Source organism: Agrococcus sp. Marseille-Q4369 (genome assembly GCF_018308945.1).
In the GTDB taxonomy this organism is placed as follows: Bacteria; Actinomycetota; Actinomycetes; order Actinomycetales; family Microbacteriaceae; genus Agrococcus.
The window spans coordinates 2,568,313-2,590,375 of record NZ_CP070501.1 but is presented as its reverse complement, the minus strand read 5'-3'; the positions used below and the strand labels follow the sequence as shown (position 1 = coordinate 2,590,375).

18 protein-coding genes are annotated in these 22,063 nt (G+C 73.5%); 3 read left to right on the top strand and 15 right to left on the bottom strand.

The features are described 5' to 3' along the window. Positions 1 to 2: 2 nt before the first annotated feature. Complete coding sequence (gene serA / locus JSQ78_RS12970; protein WP_211448157.1) at positions 3 to 1,595, bottom strand: phosphoglycerate dehydrogenase; 1,593 nt, start codon at positions 1,593 to 1,595, stop codon at positions 3 to 5. A gap of 512 nt (positions 1,596 to 2,107) precedes the next feature. Here serA and JSQ78_RS12965 point away from each other — a divergent pair. Further along, entirely contained in the window at positions 2,108 to 2,503 is a 396-nt protein-coding gene (locus JSQ78_RS12965) for a DoxX family protein (protein WP_211448155.1), read from the top strand. Positions 2,504 to 2,518: 15 nt separating this feature from the next. Here JSQ78_RS12965 and JSQ78_RS12960 read toward each other — a convergent pair whose 3' ends face one another. The 9 genes from JSQ78_RS12960 to ilvD form a co-directional block, all read right to left on the bottom strand. After that, positions 2,519 to 2,866, bottom strand: a complete 348-nt coding sequence (locus JSQ78_RS12960; RefSeq protein ID WP_211448153.1) for a hypothetical protein — start codon at positions 2,864 to 2,866, stop codon at positions 2,519 to 2,521. Beyond that, complete coding sequence (locus JSQ78_RS12955) at positions 2,863 to 3,255, bottom strand: hypothetical protein (RefSeq protein ID WP_211448151.1); 393 nt, start codon at positions 3,253 to 3,255, stop codon at positions 2,863 to 2,865. The genes JSQ78_RS12960 and JSQ78_RS12955 overlap by 4 nt, the downstream gene beginning before the upstream one ends. A 45-nt stretch (positions 3,256 to 3,300) precedes the next feature. Continuing rightward, positions 3,301 to 3,492 (bottom strand): hypothetical protein, encoded by a 192-nt coding sequence (locus tag JSQ78_RS12950; RefSeq protein ID WP_211448147.1) that lies wholly within the window; start codon positions 3,490 to 3,492, stop codon positions 3,301 to 3,303. A 95-nt stretch (positions 3,493 to 3,587) separates the two neighbouring features. After that, complete coding sequence (locus JSQ78_RS12945; RefSeq protein WP_211448146.1) at positions 3,588 to 4,577, bottom strand: DUF2332 domain-containing protein; 990 nt, start codon at positions 4,575 to 4,577, stop codon at positions 3,588 to 3,590. A 32-nt stretch (positions 4,578 to 4,609) separates the two neighbouring features. Continuing rightward, positions 4,610 to 6,112: an FAD-dependent oxidoreductase gene (locus tag JSQ78_RS12940; RefSeq protein ID WP_211448144.1), complete on the bottom strand. Its 1,503-nt coding sequence runs from the start codon at positions 6,110 to 6,112 to the stop codon at positions 4,610 to 4,612. A 182-nt stretch (positions 6,113 to 6,294) separates the two neighbouring features. After that, positions 6,295 to 7,320, bottom strand: a complete 1,026-nt coding sequence (gene ilvC / locus JSQ78_RS12935; protein ID WP_211448143.1) for a ketol-acid reductoisomerase — start codon at positions 7,318 to 7,320, stop codon at positions 6,295 to 6,297. Positions 7,321 to 7,346: 26 nt separating this feature from the next. Then, on the bottom strand, positions 7,347 to 7,862 hold the full coding sequence (gene ilvN, locus JSQ78_RS12930) for an acetolactate synthase small subunit (protein WP_021010026.1): 516 nt from the start codon (positions 7,860 to 7,862) through the stop codon (positions 7,347 to 7,349). After that, a complete protein-coding gene (locus tag JSQ78_RS12925; RefSeq protein WP_211448141.1) occupies positions 7,862 to 9,649 on the bottom strand; it encodes an acetolactate synthase large subunit in 1,788 nt (595 codons plus the stop codon). The genes ilvN and JSQ78_RS12925 overlap by 1 nt, the downstream gene beginning before the upstream one ends. Before the next feature lie 32 nt (positions 9,650 to 9,681). After that, positions 9,682 to 11,379, bottom strand: a complete 1,698-nt coding sequence (gene ilvD / locus JSQ78_RS12920; protein ID WP_211448139.1) for a dihydroxy-acid dehydratase — start codon at positions 11,377 to 11,379, stop codon at positions 9,682 to 9,684. A gap of 101 nt (positions 11,380 to 11,480) precedes the next feature. On the opposite strand from ilvD, the gene JSQ78_RS12915 reads away from it, so the two are divergent. Further along, a complete protein-coding gene (locus tag JSQ78_RS12915) occupies positions 11,481 to 12,320 on the top strand; it encodes a sugar phosphate isomerase/epimerase family protein (RefSeq protein WP_211448137.1) in 840 nt (279 codons plus the stop codon). Positions 12,321 to 12,341: 21 nt separating this feature from the next. Here the strand turns inward: JSQ78_RS12915 and JSQ78_RS14040 are convergent, their stop codons facing one another. After that, entirely contained in the window at positions 12,342 to 13,268 is a 927-nt protein-coding gene (locus JSQ78_RS14040) for a LacI family DNA-binding transcriptional regulator (protein WP_211448135.1), read from the bottom strand. Between the two features lie 91 nt (positions 13,269 to 13,359). On the opposite strand from JSQ78_RS14040, the gene JSQ78_RS12905 reads away from it, so the two are divergent. Next, positions 13,360 to 14,376, top strand: coding sequence for a zinc-dependent alcohol dehydrogenase (locus tag JSQ78_RS12905; RefSeq protein ID WP_211448133.1), 1,017 nt, complete (start codon positions 13,360 to 13,362; stop codon positions 14,374 to 14,376). 249 nt (positions 14,377 to 14,625) lie between these two features. Here the strand turns inward: JSQ78_RS12905 and JSQ78_RS12900 are convergent, their stop codons facing one another. From JSQ78_RS12900 to JSQ78_RS12885, 4 genes are read right to left on the bottom strand one after another with little or no spacing between them, the layout of a single operon-like run. Further along, entirely contained in the window at positions 14,626 to 16,317 is a 1,692-nt protein-coding gene (locus JSQ78_RS12900; protein WP_211448131.1) for a long-chain-fatty-acid--CoA ligase, read from the bottom strand. An 11-nt stretch (positions 16,318 to 16,328) separates the two neighbouring features. After that, complete coding sequence (locus tag JSQ78_RS12895) at positions 16,329 to 18,512, bottom strand: hypothetical protein (protein ID WP_211448129.1); 2,184 nt, start codon at positions 18,510 to 18,512, stop codon at positions 16,329 to 16,331. Further along, positions 18,509 to 21,427 carry an MMPL family transporter gene (locus tag JSQ78_RS12890; protein WP_211448127.1) on the bottom strand — a complete coding sequence of 973 codons (2,919 nt, stop codon included), beginning with the start codon at positions 21,425 to 21,427 and terminating at the stop codon, positions 18,509 to 18,511. The genes JSQ78_RS12895 and JSQ78_RS12890 overlap by 4 nt, the downstream gene beginning before the upstream one ends. Continuing rightward, a complete protein-coding gene (locus JSQ78_RS12885; RefSeq protein WP_211448125.1) occupies positions 21,427 to 21,999 on the bottom strand; it encodes a TetR/AcrR family transcriptional regulator in 573 nt (190 codons plus the stop codon). The genes JSQ78_RS12890 and JSQ78_RS12885 overlap by 1 nt, the downstream gene beginning before the upstream one ends. Between the last annotated feature and the right edge of the window lie 64 nt (positions 22,000 to 22,063).

The following is a 22,063-nucleotide window of genomic DNA, read 5'->3' as shown; positions in this document are numbered from 1 at the left end:
GCTCAGAGCTCGCGGATCTCGATCTGCCGGATCGTCCTCGCCTGGATCGTCGCGCCGAGCTGCTCGACGAGCGCGTCGGGCGCGGCCTGGTCGATCGTGATGATCGAGAGCGCCTCGCCGCCCGCACGCGTGCGGGCGATCTGCATGCCGGCGATGTTGATGCTCGCCTCGCCGAACGCCGAGCCGTAGGCCGCGACGATGCCGGGCCGGTCCTCGTACTCCATCACGACGAAGTGGTGGGCCATCGGCACCTCGACCGACTGGCCGTTGACGCCGACGATCTTCTCGACCTGCTTCGGGCCCGTGAGGGTGCCCTCGACGCTCACCCGGCGGCCGTCGCTGCGCGCGACGATCACCTCGACGACGTTGCGGTACTCGTCGCTGCGCTCGTCGGCCGTGAGCTCGCTCGTCACGCCGCGCGACTCGGCGATGACGGGCGCGTTCACGAACGTCACCTGCTCGCTCACGATCGACGAGAAGAAGCCCTTGAGCGCCGCGAGCCGCAGCACCTTGACGTCGTAGGCGGCGAGCTCGCCGTGCACCGCGACGTCGACCGCCTCGACGGGACCGGCGGCGAGGCCGGCCGCGAACTGCCCGAGCCGCTCGGCGAGCGCGATGCCCGGTCGCACGTACTCGTCGATGACGCCGCCGGCGACGTTCACCGCATCCGGCACGAGGTCGCCCGAGAGCGCGAGCCGCACCGAGCGCGCGACGGCGATGCCGGCCTTCTCCTGCGCCTCGTCGGTGGATGCGCCGAGGTGCGGCGTGACCTGGATGTTCGGTGCGCTCGTGAGGGCGTCGTCGGTCGGCGGCTCGGTGACGAAGACGTCGATGCCCGCGCCGGCGATCGTGCCGCTGCGGAGCGCCTCGGCGAGCGCCGCCTCGTCGATGATGCCGCCGCGCGAGGCGTTCACGATGCGCAGCGTCGGCTTCGCGAGCGCGAGCTCCGCGGCGCCGATGAGGCCGACGGTCTCGGGTGTGCGCGGGATGTGGATCGTGATGAAGTCGCTCTCGGCCATAAGCTCCTCGAGCGAGCGGAGCTCGACGCCGAGCTGCGCGGCGCGCGCCGGGCTCACGAAGGGGTCGTAGGCGACGAGCTTCGTGCCGAAGGCCGCGAGCCGCTCGGCGACGAGCACGCCGATGCGGCCGAGGCCGACGATGCCGACGGTCTTCTCGTAGAGCTCCACGCCCGTGAACGCCGACCGCTTCCACTCGCCTCGCTTGAGGGACGCGTCCGCCGCGGGGATGTGGCGCGCGAGGCCGAGGAGGTGCGCGATCGCGAGCTCGGCGGCCGAGACGATGTTGGAGGTCGGCGCGTTGACGACCATGACGCCCGCCTTCGTCGCGGCGGGGATCTCGACGTTGTCGAGGCCGACGCCGGCGCGCGCGACGACCTTGAGGCGCGGCGCGTGCGAGAGCGCTTCGGCGTCGATGCGCGTCGCGCTGCGCACGAGCACGGCGGATGCGTCGGCGAGGGCTGCGAAGAGCGCGTCGCGGTCGGTGCCGTCGACGTGGCGCACGTCGAAGTCGGGCCCGAGGGCGTCGACGGTGGCGGCCGAGAGCTCCTCGGCGATCAGGACGACGGGCTTGGTCATGCTGGGCTCCTTGCACGGATGGAGGGTTCGCGATCGCGGACAGCACCTCGTCGTGCCGAGCACAGCCTACTGAGGGGCGGGTGCCGCGCCGAGCGCGCCGCTCCAAGCCGGCGGCCGCGCGCCGCGTGAGCGGTCACTTCCGCGTGTGAGCGGTCACTTCCGCGCGTGAGCGGTCACTTCCGCGCGTGAGCGGTCACTTCCGCGCGTGAGCGGTCACTTCCGCGCGTGAGCGGTCACTTCCGCGCGTGAGCGGTCACTTCCGCGCGTGAGCGGGGCTCCGACTTGACCGGTGACGCGCCGAGTTGACCGCTCGCGCGCGGAGTTGACCGCTCAGTGCGGTGCGGTGCGGTGCGGCGCAGCGGACGCGGTTCGGGAGGCGCCTCTCGCCTGCGGAAGGCGCCAACCACCTGCGGGAAGCGCCACGCACCTGCAGGAGGCGCCGACCGGCGGTGGAGGCGGGCCGCGGCGGGCGGATCGCGGCGCGGGGTGCGGGGTGCGGGATGATGGAGGCGATGGACGCCTTCGCTCTCGCGCAGTTCGTGCTGCGCATCATCCTCGCCCTGGTCTTCGTCGGCATGGGCATCACCCACTTCGTGCCGCGCGTGCGCCGGGCGATGCAGGCGATGATCCCCGCTGGCCTCGCGGGCCCCGACCGGCGCTGGGCGCCCGCGCTGGTCGCGATCTCCGGGGTCGCCGAGATCGTCGGCGGCGCGGCGCTGCTCGCGCCGTGGTGGGGCGTGCGCTTCGCGGCCGGCATCGCGCTCATCGCGCTGCTCATCGCCGTGTTCCCCGCGAACGTGCAGGCCGCGCGCGAGCCCGAGCGCTTCGGCGCCGCCGCGGTGCCGATCGCGCCGCGCGCGATCGGGCAGGTCGTGCTCGGCGTGCTCGTGCTCGTGTCGGTGATCTGAGCGAGCCGAGCCCGCTCAGCCGCCGAGCGCGGCGACCGCGATCTGGCGCGCGAGCTGCTCGGCGAGCAGGCTCGCCTGCGCGCTCACCGCGAGCGCGACGAGCATGATGCCCGCCTTCGCGACCAGCCGCATCCGCCGCCCGATCCAGAGCGCGAGGGCGAACAGCACGACGGGCAGCGCGACGCTCGCCACGAGCAGCCACCACGGGGTCGACGCCTCGATGCCGGCGCTCGCATAGAGGAGCGGCAGCTGCTGCAGGTTCGTGACCGCCTCGACCGTGTCATAGCCGAACGCGAGCGCGAACAGCACGGCGACGATCCATGCGTCGCCGGGCCGCTCCTCGTGGGGCTGCCGGGCGCTCACGCGAGCACCCCCGCGACGAGCGGCCACGGCGCGGTGACGGCGAGGCCGGCGATCCACCAGGGCGCGCGGCGCGCGAGCGGCGCGAGCCGGTCGACGCACCACCACCACAGCAGCGGCGCGATGACGGCGAGCAGCTCGCCGAGCTGGTACATCACGAGGCCGAGCAGGCTCGGCTGCTGCACGGGGTTCGCGACGACGATCACGATCCAGCCGGCGGTCGCGGCGAGCGCGAGCGCGAGCGCGATCCACCCGAGCGGCCCGCGAGGCCTGGCCTCGTGGACGAGGGGGGCGGATGCGCCGGGTCGCGCGCCGTCGTCGCTGGCAGCGGAGGACTCGAGGTCGAGGTCCTCGTCACCGTCCCAGCGGAGGGCGTCGTCGTCGCGGCTCATCCCTCTGAGCCTATCGGGGCGCCGCGACGCGCCCGCGGGGCGGCGTCAGGGCGCGAGGTCGAGCAGCCTCGCGCCGATGCGGTCGACGGAGGAGTCCTGGTTCGACAGCACGATGGATGCGGTGCCGTTCAGGACGTCCGCGAGCAGCACGCTCGGGAAGCTGCCCGTCCTGCCAGAGTGCGACAGGATGCGCGCGTCAGGGTCCTCGTCGATGCGCCAGAAGTAGCCGATCGCCACGCCTCCGCCGAGGTCGATCGCGTCGGTCTGGGCGGCACCTCCAAGCGTAGGCGCCGATGCGCGCGCCGTCACTCCCCCATCGCGTGGGCGCCGCCTCACGTCGCGAGGTCGCTGAGCCACGTGATCGAGACGCCGTGCGGGTCGACGGCGGCGATCGGCTCGGCATCGCGGCGCAGCACGAAGTCGCCCGCTCCGGCCCACGGCGCGGGCGGGCCGATCTCGAGTGAGGCGCCCTCGTTCGCGACCCACGTGACCTGCAGGTCCGCCATCAGGTCGGCGAAGGATGCGCGCTCGAACGCCGAGACGTAGGCGAGCACCGCGGAGTGCCAGACGACGACCGTCGGGGCGTGCCGGCCGGCCTCCTCGACGATCGCGCGCGTGTCGACCGTGAGGTCGCCGCGCCGCACGTCTGCCGGTTCCCGCCGCGCGATCGCGAGCGCGGTGCGCAGCCGGTCGACGCGCGCCCCGTCGAGCCCGCCCGACGCATCCGGCCACACGAGCGCCTCGAGCCACGCCCTCGTCGCCGGATCGGCGGGGTCGAGCGGCTGCAGGTCGATGCCGCCGCGCCACGCGACGACGGGCGGCCTCGCGGGCAGCGGCGTCGAGGGCGACGCGTCGGTCTCGAGCAGCGGCAGCGCGGCATCGCCGACGTACCGGCCTGCGCCGAAGCGGTAGCGCCAGCGATCGGGGTAGAGGCACAGCCCCGCCGAGGCGCCGACCTCGACGAGCGCGATCGGCCCCTCGAGGTGCGCGATCGCGGGCAGCAGCGTCGCCATGCGCCTCGCCTCGTTCGTCTGCGTCAAGCGGGCGAGCATCGTCGATCGGATGCGCTCCCAGGCCTCGGCGATCATCTCGCGCGCGTCGCTCCACGGCACGAGCGGGACGCCCTCGAAGCGGGCGGCCGCGAAGAGCAGGTTGGGCTGGCGCTTGATGGGCTCGAGCTGCGCGAGCGCCGCGCACAGCGGCTCGTCGTCGGCCACGCCGCGCGCCCACTCGGCGTAGCGGGGCGAGCGGCCGTCCGCCTCGACCGCCGCCCAGCGGCGGTACGACGCGGCCACGGATCCCGGCCGGGTGACGTCGTCCACGGCGACCACCTTGCCACGGCCGACGCGGCCGCTCAGCCGGCGACCGGTTCGCTCGCTCGCGGGGTGCGGCGGAGCGAGCGCAGCGGGCAGTCCGCGGGGCCCTCGAGGCGCGAGCCGTCGGGCGCGAAGCGCGAGCCGTGCGCGACGCAGTCCCAGCTGCGGTCCTGCGTGTTCCAGGCGACGAGGGCGCCCACGTGCGGGCAGTGGGCGGACACCCGCCGGGTCTCGCCGTCGACGGTCGACGTCGCGACGAGCCGGAGGCCCTCGCGACCGAGCTCGCCCTCGCCCTCCGCCGGCGTGCTCGCGGGCTGCAGGGCCGACGCCATCGCGCGCGCATCGGCGGCGACGACTGCGCCGAAGGCGCCGGCGGCCTTGCCGAGCCCGGCGACCGTCGTGCCGCGCCGGCGGAGCGTGCGGGCCCACTCGGGCTCCTCCCCCGCGATGCGGCCCGCGAGGGCGATCGCGCTCATCGCGCCGCTCGACATGCCCCACTTGTCGAACCCGGTCGCGAGCAGCACGCGGCCGCGCGAGCCGGGGCGCGCGCCGATCCACGGCAGCAGGTCGGGCGTCGCGTAGTCCTGCGCGCTCCACACGTGCGTGCGCTCGGCGTCGGGCCAGTGCGACCGCACCCAGGCGTCGAGCTCGGCGACGAGCCGCCGCGGGTCGGCGTGCCGGCCGACGGCGTGCGCGGGGCCGCCCGCGACGAGCACGTCGCCGTCGGGACCGGCGGCGGTGCGGATCGAGCGGCTCGGCGAGTCGACGCTGATCGCCATCGGCTCGGGGAGCGGCGCGGCCGTGCGGTACGCCGCCGCGTAGGAGCGCGTCGCCGTGAGCAGCGCCGAGGTCGCGCGCGCCGGCACCGGAGAGCCGGTCGCGAGCACCGCCGCGCTCGCGTGCCACGAGCCCGCGTCGGTCTCGACCTCGACGCCGCGGCCAACCGTGCGCACCGAGCGCACCTCCGCGCGCACGATCCGGCCGCCGTGCTCGCGCAGCTCGGCGGCGAGGGCGCCGAGCATCGCCACGGGCTGCACCTGCGCCTGCTCGATGAGCTGGATGGCCCCGGCGACGCGGAACGGGAGCGACTCCGCGCCGCTCGACTCGACGGGGATGCCGAGGCCGCGCGCCGCCTCGACCTCGCGCTCGAGCGACGCGACGCCCTCGGAGGTGAAGGCGAACGAGATCGCGGTGCGCTCCTCGGCGGGCGTGCCGCGAGCTGCGAGCAGACCCCGCAGCCGCAGCTGCCCCGCGATCGAGCCCTCGACGAACGCCTCGACCGCCTCGCGGCGCGCGAGCCCGAGCGCGCGGTGCAGCCGGTCGCTCTGCAGCAGGCTTACCTTCGCAGTCGTGTTGCCGGTCGCGACCGCGCCGACGACCTCCCGCGCCTCGAGCACGACGACGTGCGCGCCGCGACCCGCGAGCAGCGCCGCGGTCATGAGGCCGGTGATGCCGGCGCCGACGACCACGACGTCGGCGTCGCGCCGGCCCGCTACGTCGAAGCCGATCGTGGGCGCGGTGTCGAGCCAGAGCGAAGCCATGCGGCCCACCCAAGCGCTCCTGCCTGGGAACGCGCTACATCGAGCTCCACCGAGCGTCGGGATGTGCACGCTCCTGCGGCCCGTGTGCGTGCCAAACCGCAGGAACGTGCACATCGCAGGAGGACGCGCGAGACGCGAAGAGGGGACCCCGCTCGGGGCCCCCTCCTCGGATCAGGCGTCGGTCAGCGGGCTGCCGAGCCGTCCGTGTAGTCGGCGTCGGGCTGCTCCCAGGCGAAGAGCGCACGCAGCTTCTTGCCGGTCTCCTCGATCGGGTGGCCCTGCTGCTGCTCGCGCAGCTGCGTGAACTCCGGTGCGCCCGCGTCCTGGTCCTCGATGAAGCGCTTCGCGAACGCGCCCGACTGGATGTCGGCGAGCACGGCCTGCATGTTCTGCTTCACGTCGGGGCTGATGACGCGCGGACCCGAGACGTAGTCGCCGTACTCGGCGGTGTCGGAGATCGACCAGCGCTGCTTCGCGATGCCGCCCTCCCACATGAGGTCGACGATGAGCTTGAGCTCGTGGAGCACCTCGAAGTAGGCGATCTCGGGCTGGTAGCCGGCCTCGATGAGCGTCTCGAAGCCGTACTGCACCAGCTGCGAGGTGCCGCCGCACAGCACGGCCTGCTCGCCGAACAGGTCGGTCTCGGTCTCCTCCGTGAAGGTCGTGGTGATGCCGCCGGCGCGGAGGCCGCCGATCGCCTTCGCGTACGACCACGCCGTCTGCCACGCCGAGCCCGACGCATCCTTCTCGACGGCGACGATCACGGGCACGCCGCGACCGGCCTGGAACTCGCGGCGCACGGTGTGTCCCGGGCCCTTCGGCGCGACGAGCACGACGTCGACGCCCTCGGGCGCCTCGATGTAGCCGAAGCGGATGTTGAAGCCGTGGCTGAACAGGAGCGTCTTGCCCTCGCCCATGTGCTGCGCGACCTCGTCGCTGTAGATGTGGCGCTGGTGCTGGTCGGGAGCGAGCAGCACGACGACGTCGGCCCACTCGGCGACCTCGGCCGGCGTGCCGACCTCGAAGCCCTGCTCGGTCGCCTTCTGGCAGCTCTTCGACTCGGGCTGGAGGCCGACGCGCACCTCGACGCCCGAGTCGCGCAGGTTCTGCGCGTGCGCGTGGCCCTGCGAGCCGTAGCCGATGATGGCGACCTTCTTGCCCTGGATGATGCCGAGGTCGGCACCGTCGTCATAGATGACCTCAGTCATGCTGTCTCCTTCGTCTGGTTCTGGGTTCAGGAGCTCTGCTTGAGCGCGCGCTCGCTGATGGACTTGCCGCCGCGGCCGATCGCCAGCAGGCCCGACTGCGCGATCTCCTTGATGCCGTAGGGCTCGAGGAGCCGCAGCAGCGCCTGGCACTTCGGGGAGTCGCCCGTGACCTCGATCACGAGCGCGTCGGTCGTGACATCGACGACTCTCGCGCGGAACAGCGTCGCGGCCTCGAGGATCTGCGACCGCGTCGAGTTGTCGACCCGCACCTTGATGAGCATGTGCTCGCGCTGCACCGACTGGGCGGGCTCGAGCTCGACGATCTTCACGACGTTGATGAGCTTGTTGAGCTGCTTCGTGACCTGCTCGAGCGGCAGGTCCTCGACGTCGACGACCGCGGTGATGCGGGACAGGCCCGGCACCTCGGTCTTGCCGACCGCGAGCGACTCGATGTTGAAGCCGCGGCGCGCGAAGAGGCCGGCGACGCGGGTCAGGAGGCCCGGCTTGTCCTCCACGAGGAGCGACAGGACGTGCGTGCTCATCACTCCTCCTCCCACACCGGGCTGTGCTCCTTGGCGTACTGCACGAAGGAGTTCGAGACGCCCTGCGGCACCATCGGCCACACCATCGCGTCCTTCGAGACGATGAAGTCGATCACGACCGGGCGGTCGTTGGTCTCGAGCGCGAGCTGGATGGCCGCATCGATCTCCTCCGGCTTCGTCACGCGGATCGCGAGGCAGCCGTACGCCTCGCCGAGCTTGACGAAGTCGGGGATCATCTTGGCGTCGTCGCCGGTCTCGAGGTCGGTGAACGAGTGCCGGCCCTCGTAGAAGAGGCTCTGCCACTGCCGCACCATGCCGAGCGACGAGTTGTTGATGATCGCGACCTTGATCGGGATGTCGTTGAGCGTGCAGGTCGCGAGCTCCTGATTGGTCATCTGGAAGCATCCGTCGCCGTCGATCGCCCAGACGACGCGCCCGGGCTCGGCGACCTTCGCGCCCATCGCGGCGGGCACGGCGTAGCCCATCGTGCCGGCGCCGCCGGAGTTGAGCCAGGCGTTCGGCCGCTCGTACTCGATGAACTGCGCCGCCCACATCTGGTGCTGGCCGACGCCCGACGCGTAGATCGCCTCGGGGCCGGTGAGCTGGCCGATGCGCTGGATGACGTGCTGCGGCGAGAGCTTGCCGTCGCTCGGCTCGGGGAAGCCGAGCGGGAAGCGCTCCTGCAGTCCGTGCAGCCGCTCCCACCAGTCGGTGAGGTCGGGCCGCTCGCTCGCGACGAGCTCCTGGAACGCGATCGAGAGGTCGCTCAGCACTTCGCGCACGTCGCCGACGATCGGCACGTCCGCTGGGCGGATCTTCGAGATCTCCGCCGGGTCGACGTCGACGTGGATGACCTTCGCGTTCGGCGCGAACTCGGCGACCTTGCCCGTCACCCGATCGTCGAAGCGGGCGCCGAGCGCGACGATGAGGTCGCACTCCTGGAACGCGAGCACCGCGGGCACCGTGCCGTGCATCCCGGGCATGCCGAGCTGCTGCGGATGCGAGTCGGGGAACGCGCCGCGCGCCATGAGCGTCGTCACGACGGGTGCACCGGTCGACTCGGCGAACTCGAGCAGCTCGGCCGACGCCTTCGCGCGGATCACGCCGCCGCCGACGTAGAGCAGCGGTCGCTCGGAGCTCGCGAGCAGCTGCGCCGCGGCGGTGATCTGCTTGCCGTGCGCCTTGACGACCGGGCGGTAGCCGGGCAGGTCGACGCGGTCGGGCCACACGAACGGCGCCGAGTCCTGCTGCGCGTCCTTCGTGATGTCGACGAGCACGGGACCGGTGCGACCGGTGGATGCGATGTGGAACGCCGCGCGCAGCGCGCCCGGCACGTCCTCGGGGCGCGTCACCTGGAAGGTGTGCTTCGTGATGGGCATCACGATGCCGGTGATGTCGGCCTCCTGGAACGCATCCGTGCCGATCAGGTGGCTGAAGACCTGCCCGGTGATCGCGACCATCGGGACCGAGTCCATGTAGGCGTCGGCGAGCGCGGTGACGAGGTTCGTGGCGCCGGGGCCGCTCGTCGCGAGGCACACGCCGACCCGGCCGGTCGCGGCCGCGTAGCCCTCGGCGGCGTGGCCGCCGCCCTGCTCGTGGCGCACGAGGATGTGACGGATCGCCGACTGCTGCATGAGCTCGTCGTAGAAGGGGATGATCGCGCCGCCCGGGATGCCGAAGACGTCGGTGACGCCGAGCAGCTCGAGCGACTTGAGGACGGCTCCCGAGCCGGTGAGGGTCGGGGGCTCGGCGCTGCGCGGCGGGGCAGGCCTTGCGGTGATGGGCATTGCTCTCCTGTGCTGCTGACGGTCGAGATGCGTCAGCCCGTGACGGCTCCGCGAGCGGCGGACTGCACGAGACGGGCGTACTTGGCGAGGACTCCGCGCGTGTAGCGCGGGGGCAGCGGCTCCCAGCCCTCACGCCGGGAGCCGAGCTCTGCCTCGTCGACGATCAGGTCAAGCGAGCGAGCGGCGATGTCGACCCTGATGCGGTCTCCGTCGCGCACGAAGGCGATCGGACCGGAGTCGACCGCCTCAGGGGCGATGTGGCCGATGCACAGGCCGGTTGTGCCGCCTGAGAATCTGCCGTCCGTCAACAGTAGTACATCACGGCCGAGCCCCGCGCCCTTGATGGCGGCGGTGATCGCGAGCATCTCGCGCATCCCCGGCCCGCCCTTCGGTCCCTCGTAGCGGATGACGACCACGTCTCCCGCTCGGATCTCGCCGTTGGTGAGCGCGTCCATCGCGGCCCGCTCCCGGTCGAACACGCGCGCGGGGCCCTCGAAGACCTCCGCATCGAAGCCGGCCGTCTTGACGACCGCGCCGTCGGGCGCGAGCGTGCCGTCGAGCACCGTGAGGCCGCCGGTCGCGTGGATCGGATCCTCGAGCGCGCGCACGACCGTCCCGTCGAGCGGCGCGGGGTCGAGCTCCGCGAGGTTCTCGGCGAGCGTCCGGCCGGTGACGGTGAGCACGTCGCCGTGCAGGAGGCCCGCGTCGAGGAGCGCCTGCAAGACGACCGGCATGCCGCCGACGCGGTCGAAGTCCTGCGCGACGTAGGCGCCGAAGGGCTTGACGTCCGCGAGGTGCGGCGAGCGGGCGCCGATGCGGCGGAAGTCCTCGAGGTCGAGCTCGACCTCCGCCTCGTGCGCGATCGCGAGCAGGTGCAGCACGGCGTTCGTCGAGCCGCCGAGCACCATCGCGACGGTGATGGCGTTCTCGAACGCCTCCTTCGTGAGGATGTCGCGGGCGGTGATGCCGCGGCGCAGCAGCTCGACGACGGCCTCGCCCGAGCGGCGCGCGTAGTAGTCGCGTCGGCGGTCGGCCGAGAGCGGCGTCGACGAGCCGGGCAGGCTCATGCCGAGCGCCTCGGCGATGCACGCCATGGTGTTGGCGGTGTACATGCCGCCGCACGCGCCCTCGCCGGGCGCGAAGCCGCACTCGATGCGGTGCAGGTCCTCGGCGGAGATCTTGCCCGCCTTGAAGGCCCCGACCGCCTCGAAGGAGTCGATGATCGTGAGCGACTCGGGCACGGTGCCGTCCGAGAGCTTCACGAAGCCGGGCGCGATCGAGCCCGCGTAGACGAACACGCTCGCGAGGTCGAGCCGTGCGGCCGCCATGAGCATGCCGGGCAGCGACTTGTCGCAGCCCGCGAGCAGCACGGTGCCGTCGAGCCGCTCGGCCATCACGACGGTCTCGACGCTGTCGGCGATGACCTCGCGGCTCACGAGCGAGAAGTGCATGCCCTCGTGGCCCATCGAGATGCCGTCGGAGACCGAGACGGTGCCGAACTGCAGCGGGTAGCCGCCGCCGGCGTGCACGCCCTCCTTCGACGAGCGCGCGAGGCGGTCGAGCGAGAGGTTGCACGGCGTGATCTCGTTCCACGAGCTCGCGATGCCGATCTGGGGCTTCTCCCAGTCGCCGTCGCCCATGCCGACGGCTCGCAGCATCCCTCGGCTCGTCGTGGCCTCCACGCCGTCCGTGACGGCGCGCGAGCGCGGCTTGATGTCGATCTCAGGCATGGCCCGATCCTACGCCGCGGGGGATGTCAGATCCGCGCCGCGGAGCGTCTGGTGCCGCTCCTGGACCGCGGCACTCACCCGGAGGGTCTACCGTCGTGTGCATGATCAAGGTCGGGCTGAGCACGATCTCCGTCTTCCCGAAGGGCGTCGAGGAGGGCTTCCGCCTCTCGGCCGAAGCGGGCTACGACGGCGTCGAGGTGATGGTCACGACCGACGCGAAGACGCGCAGCGCCGAGCGCCTGCTCGAGCTCTCGGCGCAGTACGGGCAGCCGATCATGGCGATCCACGCGCCCGTCGTGCTGCTGACGACGTTCGTGTGGGGCCGCGACCCGTTCGTCAAGCTCGACCGCTCGGCCGAGCTCGCCGTCGCGGTCGGCGCGCCGGCGGTCGTCGTGCACCCGCCGTTCCGCTGGCAGGGCAAGTACGCGCGCACCTTCGAGGATGCCGTGCGGCAGACCGAGCGGAAGCACGGCGTCGAGGTCGCGGTCGAGAACATGTTCCCGTGGGCGGCCGGCGGCATCGACCGGCAGGCGTACCTGCCGGGCATCGATCCGAGCGAGATGGACGTCGAGCACGCGACGCTCGACTTCTCGCACTGCGCGCTCGCGAAGCGCGACTCGATGGAGCTCGCCCTCGACCTCGGCGACCGGCTGCGGCACGTGCACCTCACCGACGGCGTCGCCGCCGAGGGCGGGCGCATCTTCGACGAGCACCTGCTGCCGGGCCGGGGCAACGAGCCGGTCGCGGAGGTGCTGCGCATGCTCGCCGAGCGGCGCTGGACCGGCCAGGTCGTCGCCGAGATCAAGACCCGCTACGCGCGGAACGAGCGCGAACGGCTCGCGATGCTCACCGAGACGCTCGAGTTCGCGCGGGAGCACCTCGCGGTCGACTCGGCCGCTGAACCGGCGGGCGAGCCGGGCCCAGCGCCCGAGCACCGCTGATCGGCGACGCGCCCCCTCTGATCACGTCGTCTCGCGCGCGACGACCTCGCTCCGCGGGTGGGCCCACGGTCCCGGGTCGAGGTGCAGGGCGCGTCGGGCGGCGCGGCGCCCGAACGCCTCCGCGTCGATGCGCAGCGAGGTGAGCGCCGGGCTCCACAGCGCCGCGTGCTCTCCCTCGTCGAAGCCGATGACCGCGAGCGCGCCGGGAACCGCGATGCCCTCCCGTGCGGCCGCTGCGAGCACGACGAACGCCGTGTCGTCGTCGAACGCGGCGATCGCCGTCACTCCCGGTTCCTTGCGCTCGAGCTGCCGGAGCCGGCCGCTCGCCGCGGGGACGTCGCGCGGCACGGTGAGCTCGACGAGCCGGATGCCGAGGGGCTCCGACGCGATCGCAGCGTGCCGCCGGCGCAGCGCCGCGAGCGGAGCGAGCTGCGGATCGTCGGGCAAGGCGAGCGCGACGCGCTCGTGCCCGCGCTCCGCGAGGTGCGCGAGCTGGGTCGCCGCGTGGGCGGCGAGCCCGTCGACCCATCCCCCGTCGCCGTGCGGCTCGTCGCCCGAGAAGTACAGCTGCGTGAGGTTCATCACGGTGCGGGGCGCGACCGCGGCGAGCAGATCGGCGTCGGCGGCGGGCTCACCGTAGGCGACGAGCAGCGCGTGGCCCTGCTGCCGCAGCTCATCGTCGAGGCCAGCGATGAAGCTCGCCCCGCTGCCCCTCGTGCGAAGCGGCCCGGCGTCGAGGAGCACGAGCCGGCTCGAGCCCTCGCGCAGCGCTCGGGCGATGCGATGGGGCGTGTAGTCGAGGGCAGCGGCGGCGGCGCGCACGCGCTCCCTCGTCGACGGTGGGATGCGCTGCCCGGGCACGTCGTTGAGCACGAGGCTCACGGTCGCCGGCGAGACGCCCGCCGCGCTCGCGACATCGCGGATGGTCGTCCGGCGCCCTGCTCCCACGACGCCACCGTACCCACTGATGAACGGTTTTAGCGGCTAGCGTGCCGAGAGGCGCGCCGAGGGCGACGCGCACGAGGAGAGGAACGCATCCATGAGGTCAGTCATCATCACCGGCGTCGACCGTGTCGAGTGGGCCGAGGTCCCCGAGCCCGAGGTCGGCCCGCGCGACGTGCTGCTCCGCGTGCGCGCGTGCGGCATCTGCGGCTCCGACGCGATGTACGCGAGCGTCGGCGGCTTCCCGCCCCACCAGGGCGCGATGCCGCTCGGGCACGAGCCGGCTGCCGAGGTCGTCGAGATCGGCGCCGAGGTCACCGGCATCGAGGTGGGCGACCACGTGGTGGTCGATACGATGCGCTTCACCGACGGGCTGCTCGGCTCCGGCGGCGCGCAGGGAGCGCTCACCGAGCTCGTGCTCGTCAAGGACCACGAGCCCGGTGTGCAGCTGCGCTCGATCCCCAAGGAGATCCCCTGGCACGTCGCCGCGCTCAACGAGCCGATGGCGGTCGCGCACCACGCCGTCAACCGCTCCGGCGCGAAGGCGGGCGATCGCGCCGTCGTGTTCGGCGCGGGACCCATCGGCCTCGGCGCGACCATCAGCCTCAAGGCAGCCGGCGTCGAGCACGTCGTCGTCGTCGACATCCAGCCCTCGAGGCTCCGGGTCGCGCTCGAGGTGGGGGCGGATGCGGTGATCGACTCGTCGACGGAGGACGTCGCCGAGCGCTTGATCGCCCTGCACGGCGAGGCGACCGACGCGCTCGGCAACGGCGGCAAGGCGGGCAGCGACATCTACATCGACGCGGCAGGTGCACCCGTCGTCGTGCAGTCGATGCTCCGGCTCGCGAAGCACCGCGCCGTCGTCACGATCCCCGCGGTGCACAAGAAGCCCGTGGAGGTCGACTTCGGCGCGATCCTCTCGCAAGAGCTCGACATCCGCATGGCGATGGGCTACCCGACCGAGATCTTCGAGGTGACCGACGCGATCATCGCGCACGCCGACAAGTACGCGAAGATCGTCAGCCACGAGCTGCCGTTCGAGCGCGCGCTCGAGGCCCTGGAGCTCGCGAAGACGCCCGGCGCCGCCGACAAGGTCGTCGTCGTCTTCGACTGACGCCGACGAGGCGAGCCGCTCCGCCGGGCACCGAGCTCGGCGGGGCGGTGCTGCCCCTTCGAGGGCGCCGTCACCCGGGCTCGAGGCGACGTCGAAGGTCTCCCCCGTGGTCGACGTGCAGCGAGTCGATCCGACGCGGGCTTCCGGGCGCGGGCCCGCCGTCATGCGCTGCCTGACACCGCCTGTCAAGCGGGCCGCCCGCATGAGCAGGTCTTGAGCCCGCGGTCGGCGGAACCTGGGTCGCGCGCCTCAGTCGGCGAGCAGCCGGTCCCGCACCTCGCGCCGCAGCACCTTGCCGATCTGCGACCGGGGCAGCTCGTCGACGACCTCGATGCGCCGCGGCACCTTGTAGGCGGCGAGCGATGCGCGGCAGTGCTCGCGGAGGGCCTGCACGTCGACGTCGCCGTCGACAGTCACGGCGGCGACGACCTGCTCGGAGCCGTCGTCGCGCGGCACGCCAACGACCGCCGCATCCGTCACGCCCTCGAACCGCGTGAGCGTCGCCTCGACCTCCGACGGCATGACGTTGAAGCCGCCGGAGATGATGATCTCCTTGATGCGGTCGACGATCGTGACGAAGCCGTCGCCGTCGACCTCGACGATGTCGCCGGTGCGGAGCCACCCGCCCGGCAGCAGCGACGCGGCAGTCTCGTCGGGCTTGCCCCAGTAGCCGCCGAACACCTGCGGCCCGCGCACGAGCAGCTCGCCCGCCTCGCCGGGGGCGCGGTCGCGGCTCGGCTCCTCGGGGTCGACGACGCGGATCTCGGTGCTCGGGAAGGGCACGCCGACCGCGCCGGGCCTGCGAGAGCGGCCGACGGGGTTGCCGAGCACGACGGGCGAGGCCTCGGTCATGCCGTAGCCCTCGACGAGCAGGCCGCCCGTCGCGGCCTCCCACCGCTCGAGGATCTCGGTCGTGAGCGGCATCGCACCCGAGATCGCGAAGCGCACCGACGAGAGGTCGATGCCGCGCTCGACCGCGGCGCGCGCGAGCCGGTCGTAGATGGGCGGCACCGCGGGCAGGAAGGTCGGCGGATGCTTCCTGGCCGCGGCGAGCACGAGCTCGACGTCGGGCTTGGGGAAGAGCACGAGCCGCGCGCCGATGCTCATCGCGAAGGTGAGGCACAGCGTGAGCCCGTAGGCGTGGAACATCGGCAGCACGGCGTAGACCGTCTCCTGCCCCGCGACGAGGCCGGGCACCCACGCGCGGCCCTGCGCGGCGTTCGCGCCGAGGTTGCGGTGCGTGAGCATCGCGCCTTTCGGCGAGCCCGTCGTGCCGCTCGTGTACTGGATGACGGCGAGGTCGTCGGCGCCCGGTCGCGCGTGCGACTCGAAGATCGCGCCCTGGTCGAGCAGCCGCGGCCACGCCATCGCGCCGGGCGCGGGGGCGGTGAGCTGCGCGCGGGCGGCGCGCGCCTTCGCGATCGGCAGCCGCAGCGCGAGCCGCTTGCCGAGCGGCATGCTCGCGGTCATGTCGACCGCGACGACGTGCCGCACCCCGGGCATCTCCTGCACGAGCGGCGCGACCTTGTCCCACGCGACCGCGACGGTCGCGCCGTGGTCGCGGAACTGGTGCTCGAGCTCGGCGCGCGTGTAGAGCGGGTTGTGCTCGACGACGACGGCGCCGAGCCGCAGCGCGGCGTAGAAGGCGACGATGTGCTCGGGGCAGTTCGGCAGCACGATCGCCACGCGATCGCCCGCCTCGACCCCGAGCCGTCGCAGGCCCTCCGCCGCTCGAGCGACGCGGCGCCCGAGCTCGGCGTAGGTCGTCTCGGCGCCGAAGAACTCGAGCGCGACGCTGCCGCCGAAGCGGCGCACGGCGTCGCCGAGGAGGTCGATGAGGGAGCCGCCGGGCACCTCGATCTCGGCCGGCACGCCCTCGCCGTAGTGCCGCAGCCACGGCCGATCGGTCACATCGCCACCGTCCACCTCGGTCCCCTCCATGTCGGCCTCCCTCACGCCGTCACGGGCGCCAGGCTATCGAGGGCCCGGATGCGCTCGGCCGTCTCGCGCCGCCGCATCGACCGCACGGCGAGGAGCGAGGCGAGCACCCCGATCGCGACGAAGAGCACGAGCATCGCGATCGCGCCGCCCGACCAGCCTGAGCCCGCGGCGGCCGCGACGAGCGCGTCGACGGCGTGCGTCATGGGCAGCACCGGCGCGATCGACGCGAAGGCGGAGCCGAGCACGTCGCGCGGCAGCACGCCGCCCGCGGCGACGGCCTGCAGGGCGAGCAGCACGAGCGAGACGACCGCCCCGACCGGGCCGAGCCACGCGGTGAGCGCGAGGTTCGCGAGCGTCGCGACGGCGCCGAAGAGCAGCGAGACCGTGAGCGTGATGGGCAGCGCCGACCACGCGACGCCGCCGATCGCGTGCACCACGAGCGCGGCGAGCACCGCTTGCAGGGCGACGATCCACGCGGAGCGCACGAGCAGCGCGGTGAGCACGCGGCCGTCGGTCTCCGCCGACGCCGCGACCCGGCGGGCGGAGCGGGCCAGCACGAGCACGAGCGCGAGCGCCCCGAGCCACAGGCCGACCGGCACGGCGAGCGAGCCGATGCGAGCCTCGCCGCTCGGCAGCGCGCGGCGCTCCTCGAGGTCGAAGCCGACGGGGTTCGTCGCGACGTCGGCGAGGTCGTCGAGCTCTGCCTCGCTCAGCTGCGGCAGCGCGTCGACGCCCTGCCGGAGCCCGTCGCCGAGCTCGCGCGCGCCGTCGCCGAGCTCGCCGGCGCCCGACTGCGCGGAGCGCGCACCGCCGGCGAGCTGCCCGACGCCGGAGTCGAGGTCGCCGAGGCCCGCCGCGAGCTCGTCGGCGCCGCCGGCGAGCTGCGCGGCGCCCGAGACCGACGCGCCGAAGCCGCCCTCGAGCTGCGAGAGCCCGCTCGCGAGCTGCGCGGCGCCGGATCGGAGCGCCGGCGACCCGGCAGAGGCCTGTGCGGCGCCGTCGGCGAGCTGCGCGGCGCCGTCGCGCAGCGGCGCGCCGCCCGCGACGAGCCGGTCGGCCGCGGTGTCGAGCGCAGAGAGGTCGGCCGTCGCCGCGAGCAGGCCCGCGGTGAGGTCGCCACTGATGTCCTGCTGCGAGAGCTGCCCGAGCGCGCCCGCGAGCTGCTGCGCTTGCGCGAGCGCGGCGGGGTCGGTCGCCGGATCGGCTCGCAGCGCGGCGAGCAGCGATCCCGCGAGCGCGGCCTGCCCGTCGAGCGCGGCCTCGAGGTCGCCGATGCCGCCCGCCTCCGCAGCGCCGCCGAGGCCCGTGCGCAGCTCGTCACCCGCTTGCTGCACGCCGCGGGCGAAGCGCTCGGCGCCGTCGGTGTAGGCGTCGACCCCGTCGCTGAGGGAGCTCGCGCCGGCCGCGAGCGCGTCGACGCCGTCGGTGTAGGCGCCGAGGCCGTCGCGCAGCTGCGCCGCGCCGCCGGAGAGCTGCCCGATCCCGACGTCAGCGCCGCCGAGCCCCGTCGCGAGCTGTCCCGCACCCTCGGCGAGCTGGTCGGCACCGTCCTGTGCGGACCCCGCGCCGGCGCCGAGCTGGTCGAGGCCGTCAGCGAGGTCGGCGAGCCCGGACTCGAGCTCTCCGCCGCCCGCGCCCAGCGCATCCGCCCCGTCCGCCGCAGTGCCGAGCTGCTCGCCGAGCGTGCCGAGGCCGCCGTAGAGCCCCGAGATGAAGCCGGCCGTGACGATGTCGCCGAAGGAGGCGACGATCGACTCGCCGGTCTCGATCGCCAGGCGCGACGCTAGGCCGCTCGAGGCCGCGTCGGTGACGATCTCGATGCCGGCCTGCCGCGGGTCGTCGCCCTGCAGGCTCAGGACGCGCTCCGAGAAGTCCTCCGGGATCGTGACGACGGCGCGCACGTCACCCTCCGCGAGCGCCTCCTCGGCGTCCTCGGCGTTCAGGATGCGGAACTCGAAGCCGTCCTCCTCGTCGCCGACGAGGTCGGTGACGACCTGCCGGCCGGCGAACATGACCGACTCGGTGCCGTCCTCGGCGGTCGTCGTGAGCATGCGGTCGCTGTTGACGACGGCTGCGGGCACGTCGCGGTCGCCGTCGAGGGCGGGGCCGATCGACCACGCCGCGAGCGCGGCGACGGCGAAGGGCGTGGCGGCCGCCGTCGTGAGGGCGACGGCCTTCTTGAGCGAGGTGGTCATCGGTCTGCTCCCGTGGTCGCGAGCGCCTCGGTGGGCGGGTCGTCCGGCTCCGCGCCGGTGGCTGCGGTGGACGCGGCGGATGCTTCGGCGGCGAGGCGGTCCGCCTCGGCCGCGTCGGCGGGCTCGACATCGATCGCGGCGCGGCCGTGCGCCTCCGGCGCGGCCTCGCTCGTGACGATCGTGGTGTCGGGCCCCATGAGGCGCGCCGCGACGCCCGCGGCGCCGGTCGGCGCGCCGGCGGCGGCGTCGATCCACACGAGGCTCGGGCTGCGCCGCGCCGCAGTCGCGAGCAGCACCGCGGCCCGCTCGAGCGGCGTCAGGCGCGAGAGCGGCGCGGCGGCGTCGATCGGCGCGCCGAGCGCCTCGGCGGCGCGATCGACGAGCGCCTCCGCCCGGCGGTCGAGCACGGGGCCGGGCGCGAAGAGGCTGCGGAGCGCCAGCGCGGCTCGCGCGGCCTGCTGCGCCGACTCGACGTGGCCGTCGAGGTCGACGATCGCGACGCGGCCCCGGATGGTCGCGACGTCGCCCGGCAGCGCGGCGCCGCCGAGCTGCGCGCGACCGGCCGCGTCGACGTCGCCGACGAGGGCGTGCGCGAGCCGCTGGCGGTCGGCGAAGGCGCCGCCGAGGCGCACGACCGCGCCGCGCGGGGCGGTGAGCGTCCACGACGCGTCGCCCGGCTGCCGCCAGTCCACCTCGGGACGGAAGCGCTCGAGCGCGAGGTGGCCTCCCGCATCCGCCGCCCACGACAGCGCTTCGCGGTGCCGGCCGAGGGCCTCGCCCTCGACGTCCATCTCGGGCATCGCGCGGTCGAGCCAGCGCGGCAGCCACCACGCGCGCTCCCCCATGAGCGTCATGAGCGCGGGGATGAGCGTCATGCGCACGAGGAACGCGTCGACCGCGACGCCGACGGCGAGGCCGAGCGCGATGGCCTTGATCATCGCCATGCCCTCGGGCACGAAGGCGAAGAAGACGAAGAACATGATGAGCGCGGCGGCGGTGACGACGCGCGCGTTCGCGGCGAAGCCGTGGCGGACGGCGCTCACGGGGTCGTGGCCGTGCGCGTGCGCCTCGCGCATGCCCGAGACGAGGAACATCTGGTAGTCCATCGCGAGGCCGAAGAGCACCGCCATGAGCAGCACCGGCATGAACGACAGGATCGGCCCGGGCTCGGCATGCAGGAGCTCGATGCCCCAGCCCCACTGCATGACCGCGACGACGACGCCGAAGGCGGCGAGCACCGAGCCGATGAAGCCGAGCGCGGCGGTCACGGGCACGAGGATCGAGCGGAAGACGAGCATGAGCAGCACGATCGCGAGCGAGACGACGACGATGCCGAAGGGCAGCAGCGCGTCCTGCAGCCGCTGCGAGACGTCGATCTGCACGGCCGTCGCTCCCGTGACGGCGATCGCGGTGCCGTGCTCCTCCTCGAGCGCGGGGGCGGCGTCGCGGATGGCCCGCACGACGTCGGCGGTGGCGGGGTCGGCGGGACCGGTCTCGGCGATCACCTGCACGATCGCGGTGTCGACCGTCTCGTCGGGGAAGGCGCTGCCGATGCGCTCGACGCCGGGGATCTCGGCGAGGTCGTCGGCGAGCGCCTCGAGCACCGGCAGCACGTCGGTGACCTGCGTGATGTCGACCATCACGACGAGCGGGCCGGTGACGCCCTCGCCGAAGCCCTCCTGGAGCGTGTCGTAGGCGATGCGCTGCGTCGAGCTCTGCGCCTCACGGCCGTTGTCGGGCAGTGCGAGCTCGAGGCTCGCGGCGGGGATGGCGGCGACGCCCACGATGGCGAGCACGCCGACGACGGCGAGCCACGGGCGCTTCGTGATGCCGGTGACCCAGCGCATGCCGAGCGTCGGCCGCTCGTCGACGTCGCGCTCGGCGAGCTTCGCGGCGCGGCTGCCGGGCTTCGGCCGGAGCCGCTCGCCGAGCAGCGCCATGATCGCGGGCAGGAGCGTGACGGCGGCCGCGACGGCGATGATGACCGAGATCGCGGCGCCGATGCCCATGATCGAGAGGAAGGGGATGCCGACGATGAGCAGGCCCGCGAGCGCGACGACGACCGTGAGGCCGGCGAAGAGCACCGCGGTGCCGGCTGTGCCGACCGCGAGGGAGCCCGACTCGATCACGCCCATGCCGCGGGCGAGCTGCGAGCGGTGCTTCGAGAGGATGAAGAGCGCATAGTCGATGCCGACGGCGAGGCCGATCATGAGCGCCATGAGCGGCGCGGAGTTCGAGACCGTCACGAGCGCGGAGGCGCCCAGCACCCCGCCCATCGTGATCGCGACGCCGACGATCGCGGTGATGAGCGGCAGCCCCGCGGTCAGGAGCGACCAGAAGGTGACGAACAGCACGATGCCGGCGAAGAGCACGCCGACGCCCTCGACCCAGGAGATGGGCACGCTCGAGGCTTGGAAGACCTGGCCGCCGAACTCGACGGTCAGTCCCGCCGCGCGCGGCGCATCCGCCGTCGCCACGAGCTCGTCGAGGCCCGCGGGGGTGCCACCCGTCTCGCGCGGCTCGAACTGCACCTGCGCGTAGGCGATGCGGCCGTCGTCGGAGATCTGATCGGCGGCGAACTCGTCCCACGGGGCGACCGCGGTCGCGATGCCGTCGATCGCGGTGATCTCGTCGACCTGCCGCTCGATCGCGTCGCGGTGCTGCTCGATCGAGTCGCCCTCGGGCGCCTCGTAGACGACCTGCACCGCCGCGCCCGCGACCTGCGGGAAGACGCTGCCCAGGCGGTCGAGGGCCTCCTGGGACTCGGTGCCGGGGATGTCGAACGACTCCTGCATGTCGGGGCCGAGTGCGAAGGCGCCGCCGAGCACGGCGGCGACGGCGAGCAGCCATGCGGCGATGACGAGGCGGGCGCGACGCATCGATCCGGCGCCGATGCGGGAGAGCCAGGTGGCCATCAGCAGGTCCTCTCGAGGGACTGAGGCTGCGCGAGGCACAGCTCGAGGAGGGTGTCGATGAAGATCTCGCGCATCTCGGCGGGGTCGACGTGCTCGCGCTCGTCGTCGAGCGCGTCGCCGAGGATGAAGGCGACGCCCGCGAGGCCGATCGAGACGCGCGTGAGCACGCGGGCGCTCGGCGCCTCTTGGACGAGGGTGCTCGCGATCTGGTCGACGAGGGCGTTCGCGCGGCCGATGACGGGCACGTCGTGGAGCGCGCCACGCTGAGTGACGAAGATGGAGACGGCGGCGCTGTGTGCCATGAGCACGTCGACGAAGCCGGTCGCGAGCGCCGGGACCGCCTCGAGCTTGTCGGGGTCGGCCTGCGGGAGCGCGGCGACGAGCGCCGACATCGCGTCGATCGCAGGCTGCATCGCGGCCGCGAGGAGCGCTTCCTTCGACTCGAAGTGGTAGAGCACGGACGACTTGGAGGTACCCACGTCGTCGGCGATCTGCTGGATCGAGCTGCCGAGATACCCGGTGCGGGCGAAGCGCTCGAGCGCCGCCTGCAGGATCGTGTCGCGAGTGGTCACGATCGACCATCGTACTGACCGATCGGTCAGAGTTTGACCGATCGGTCCGCCGCATGGCCTGGCG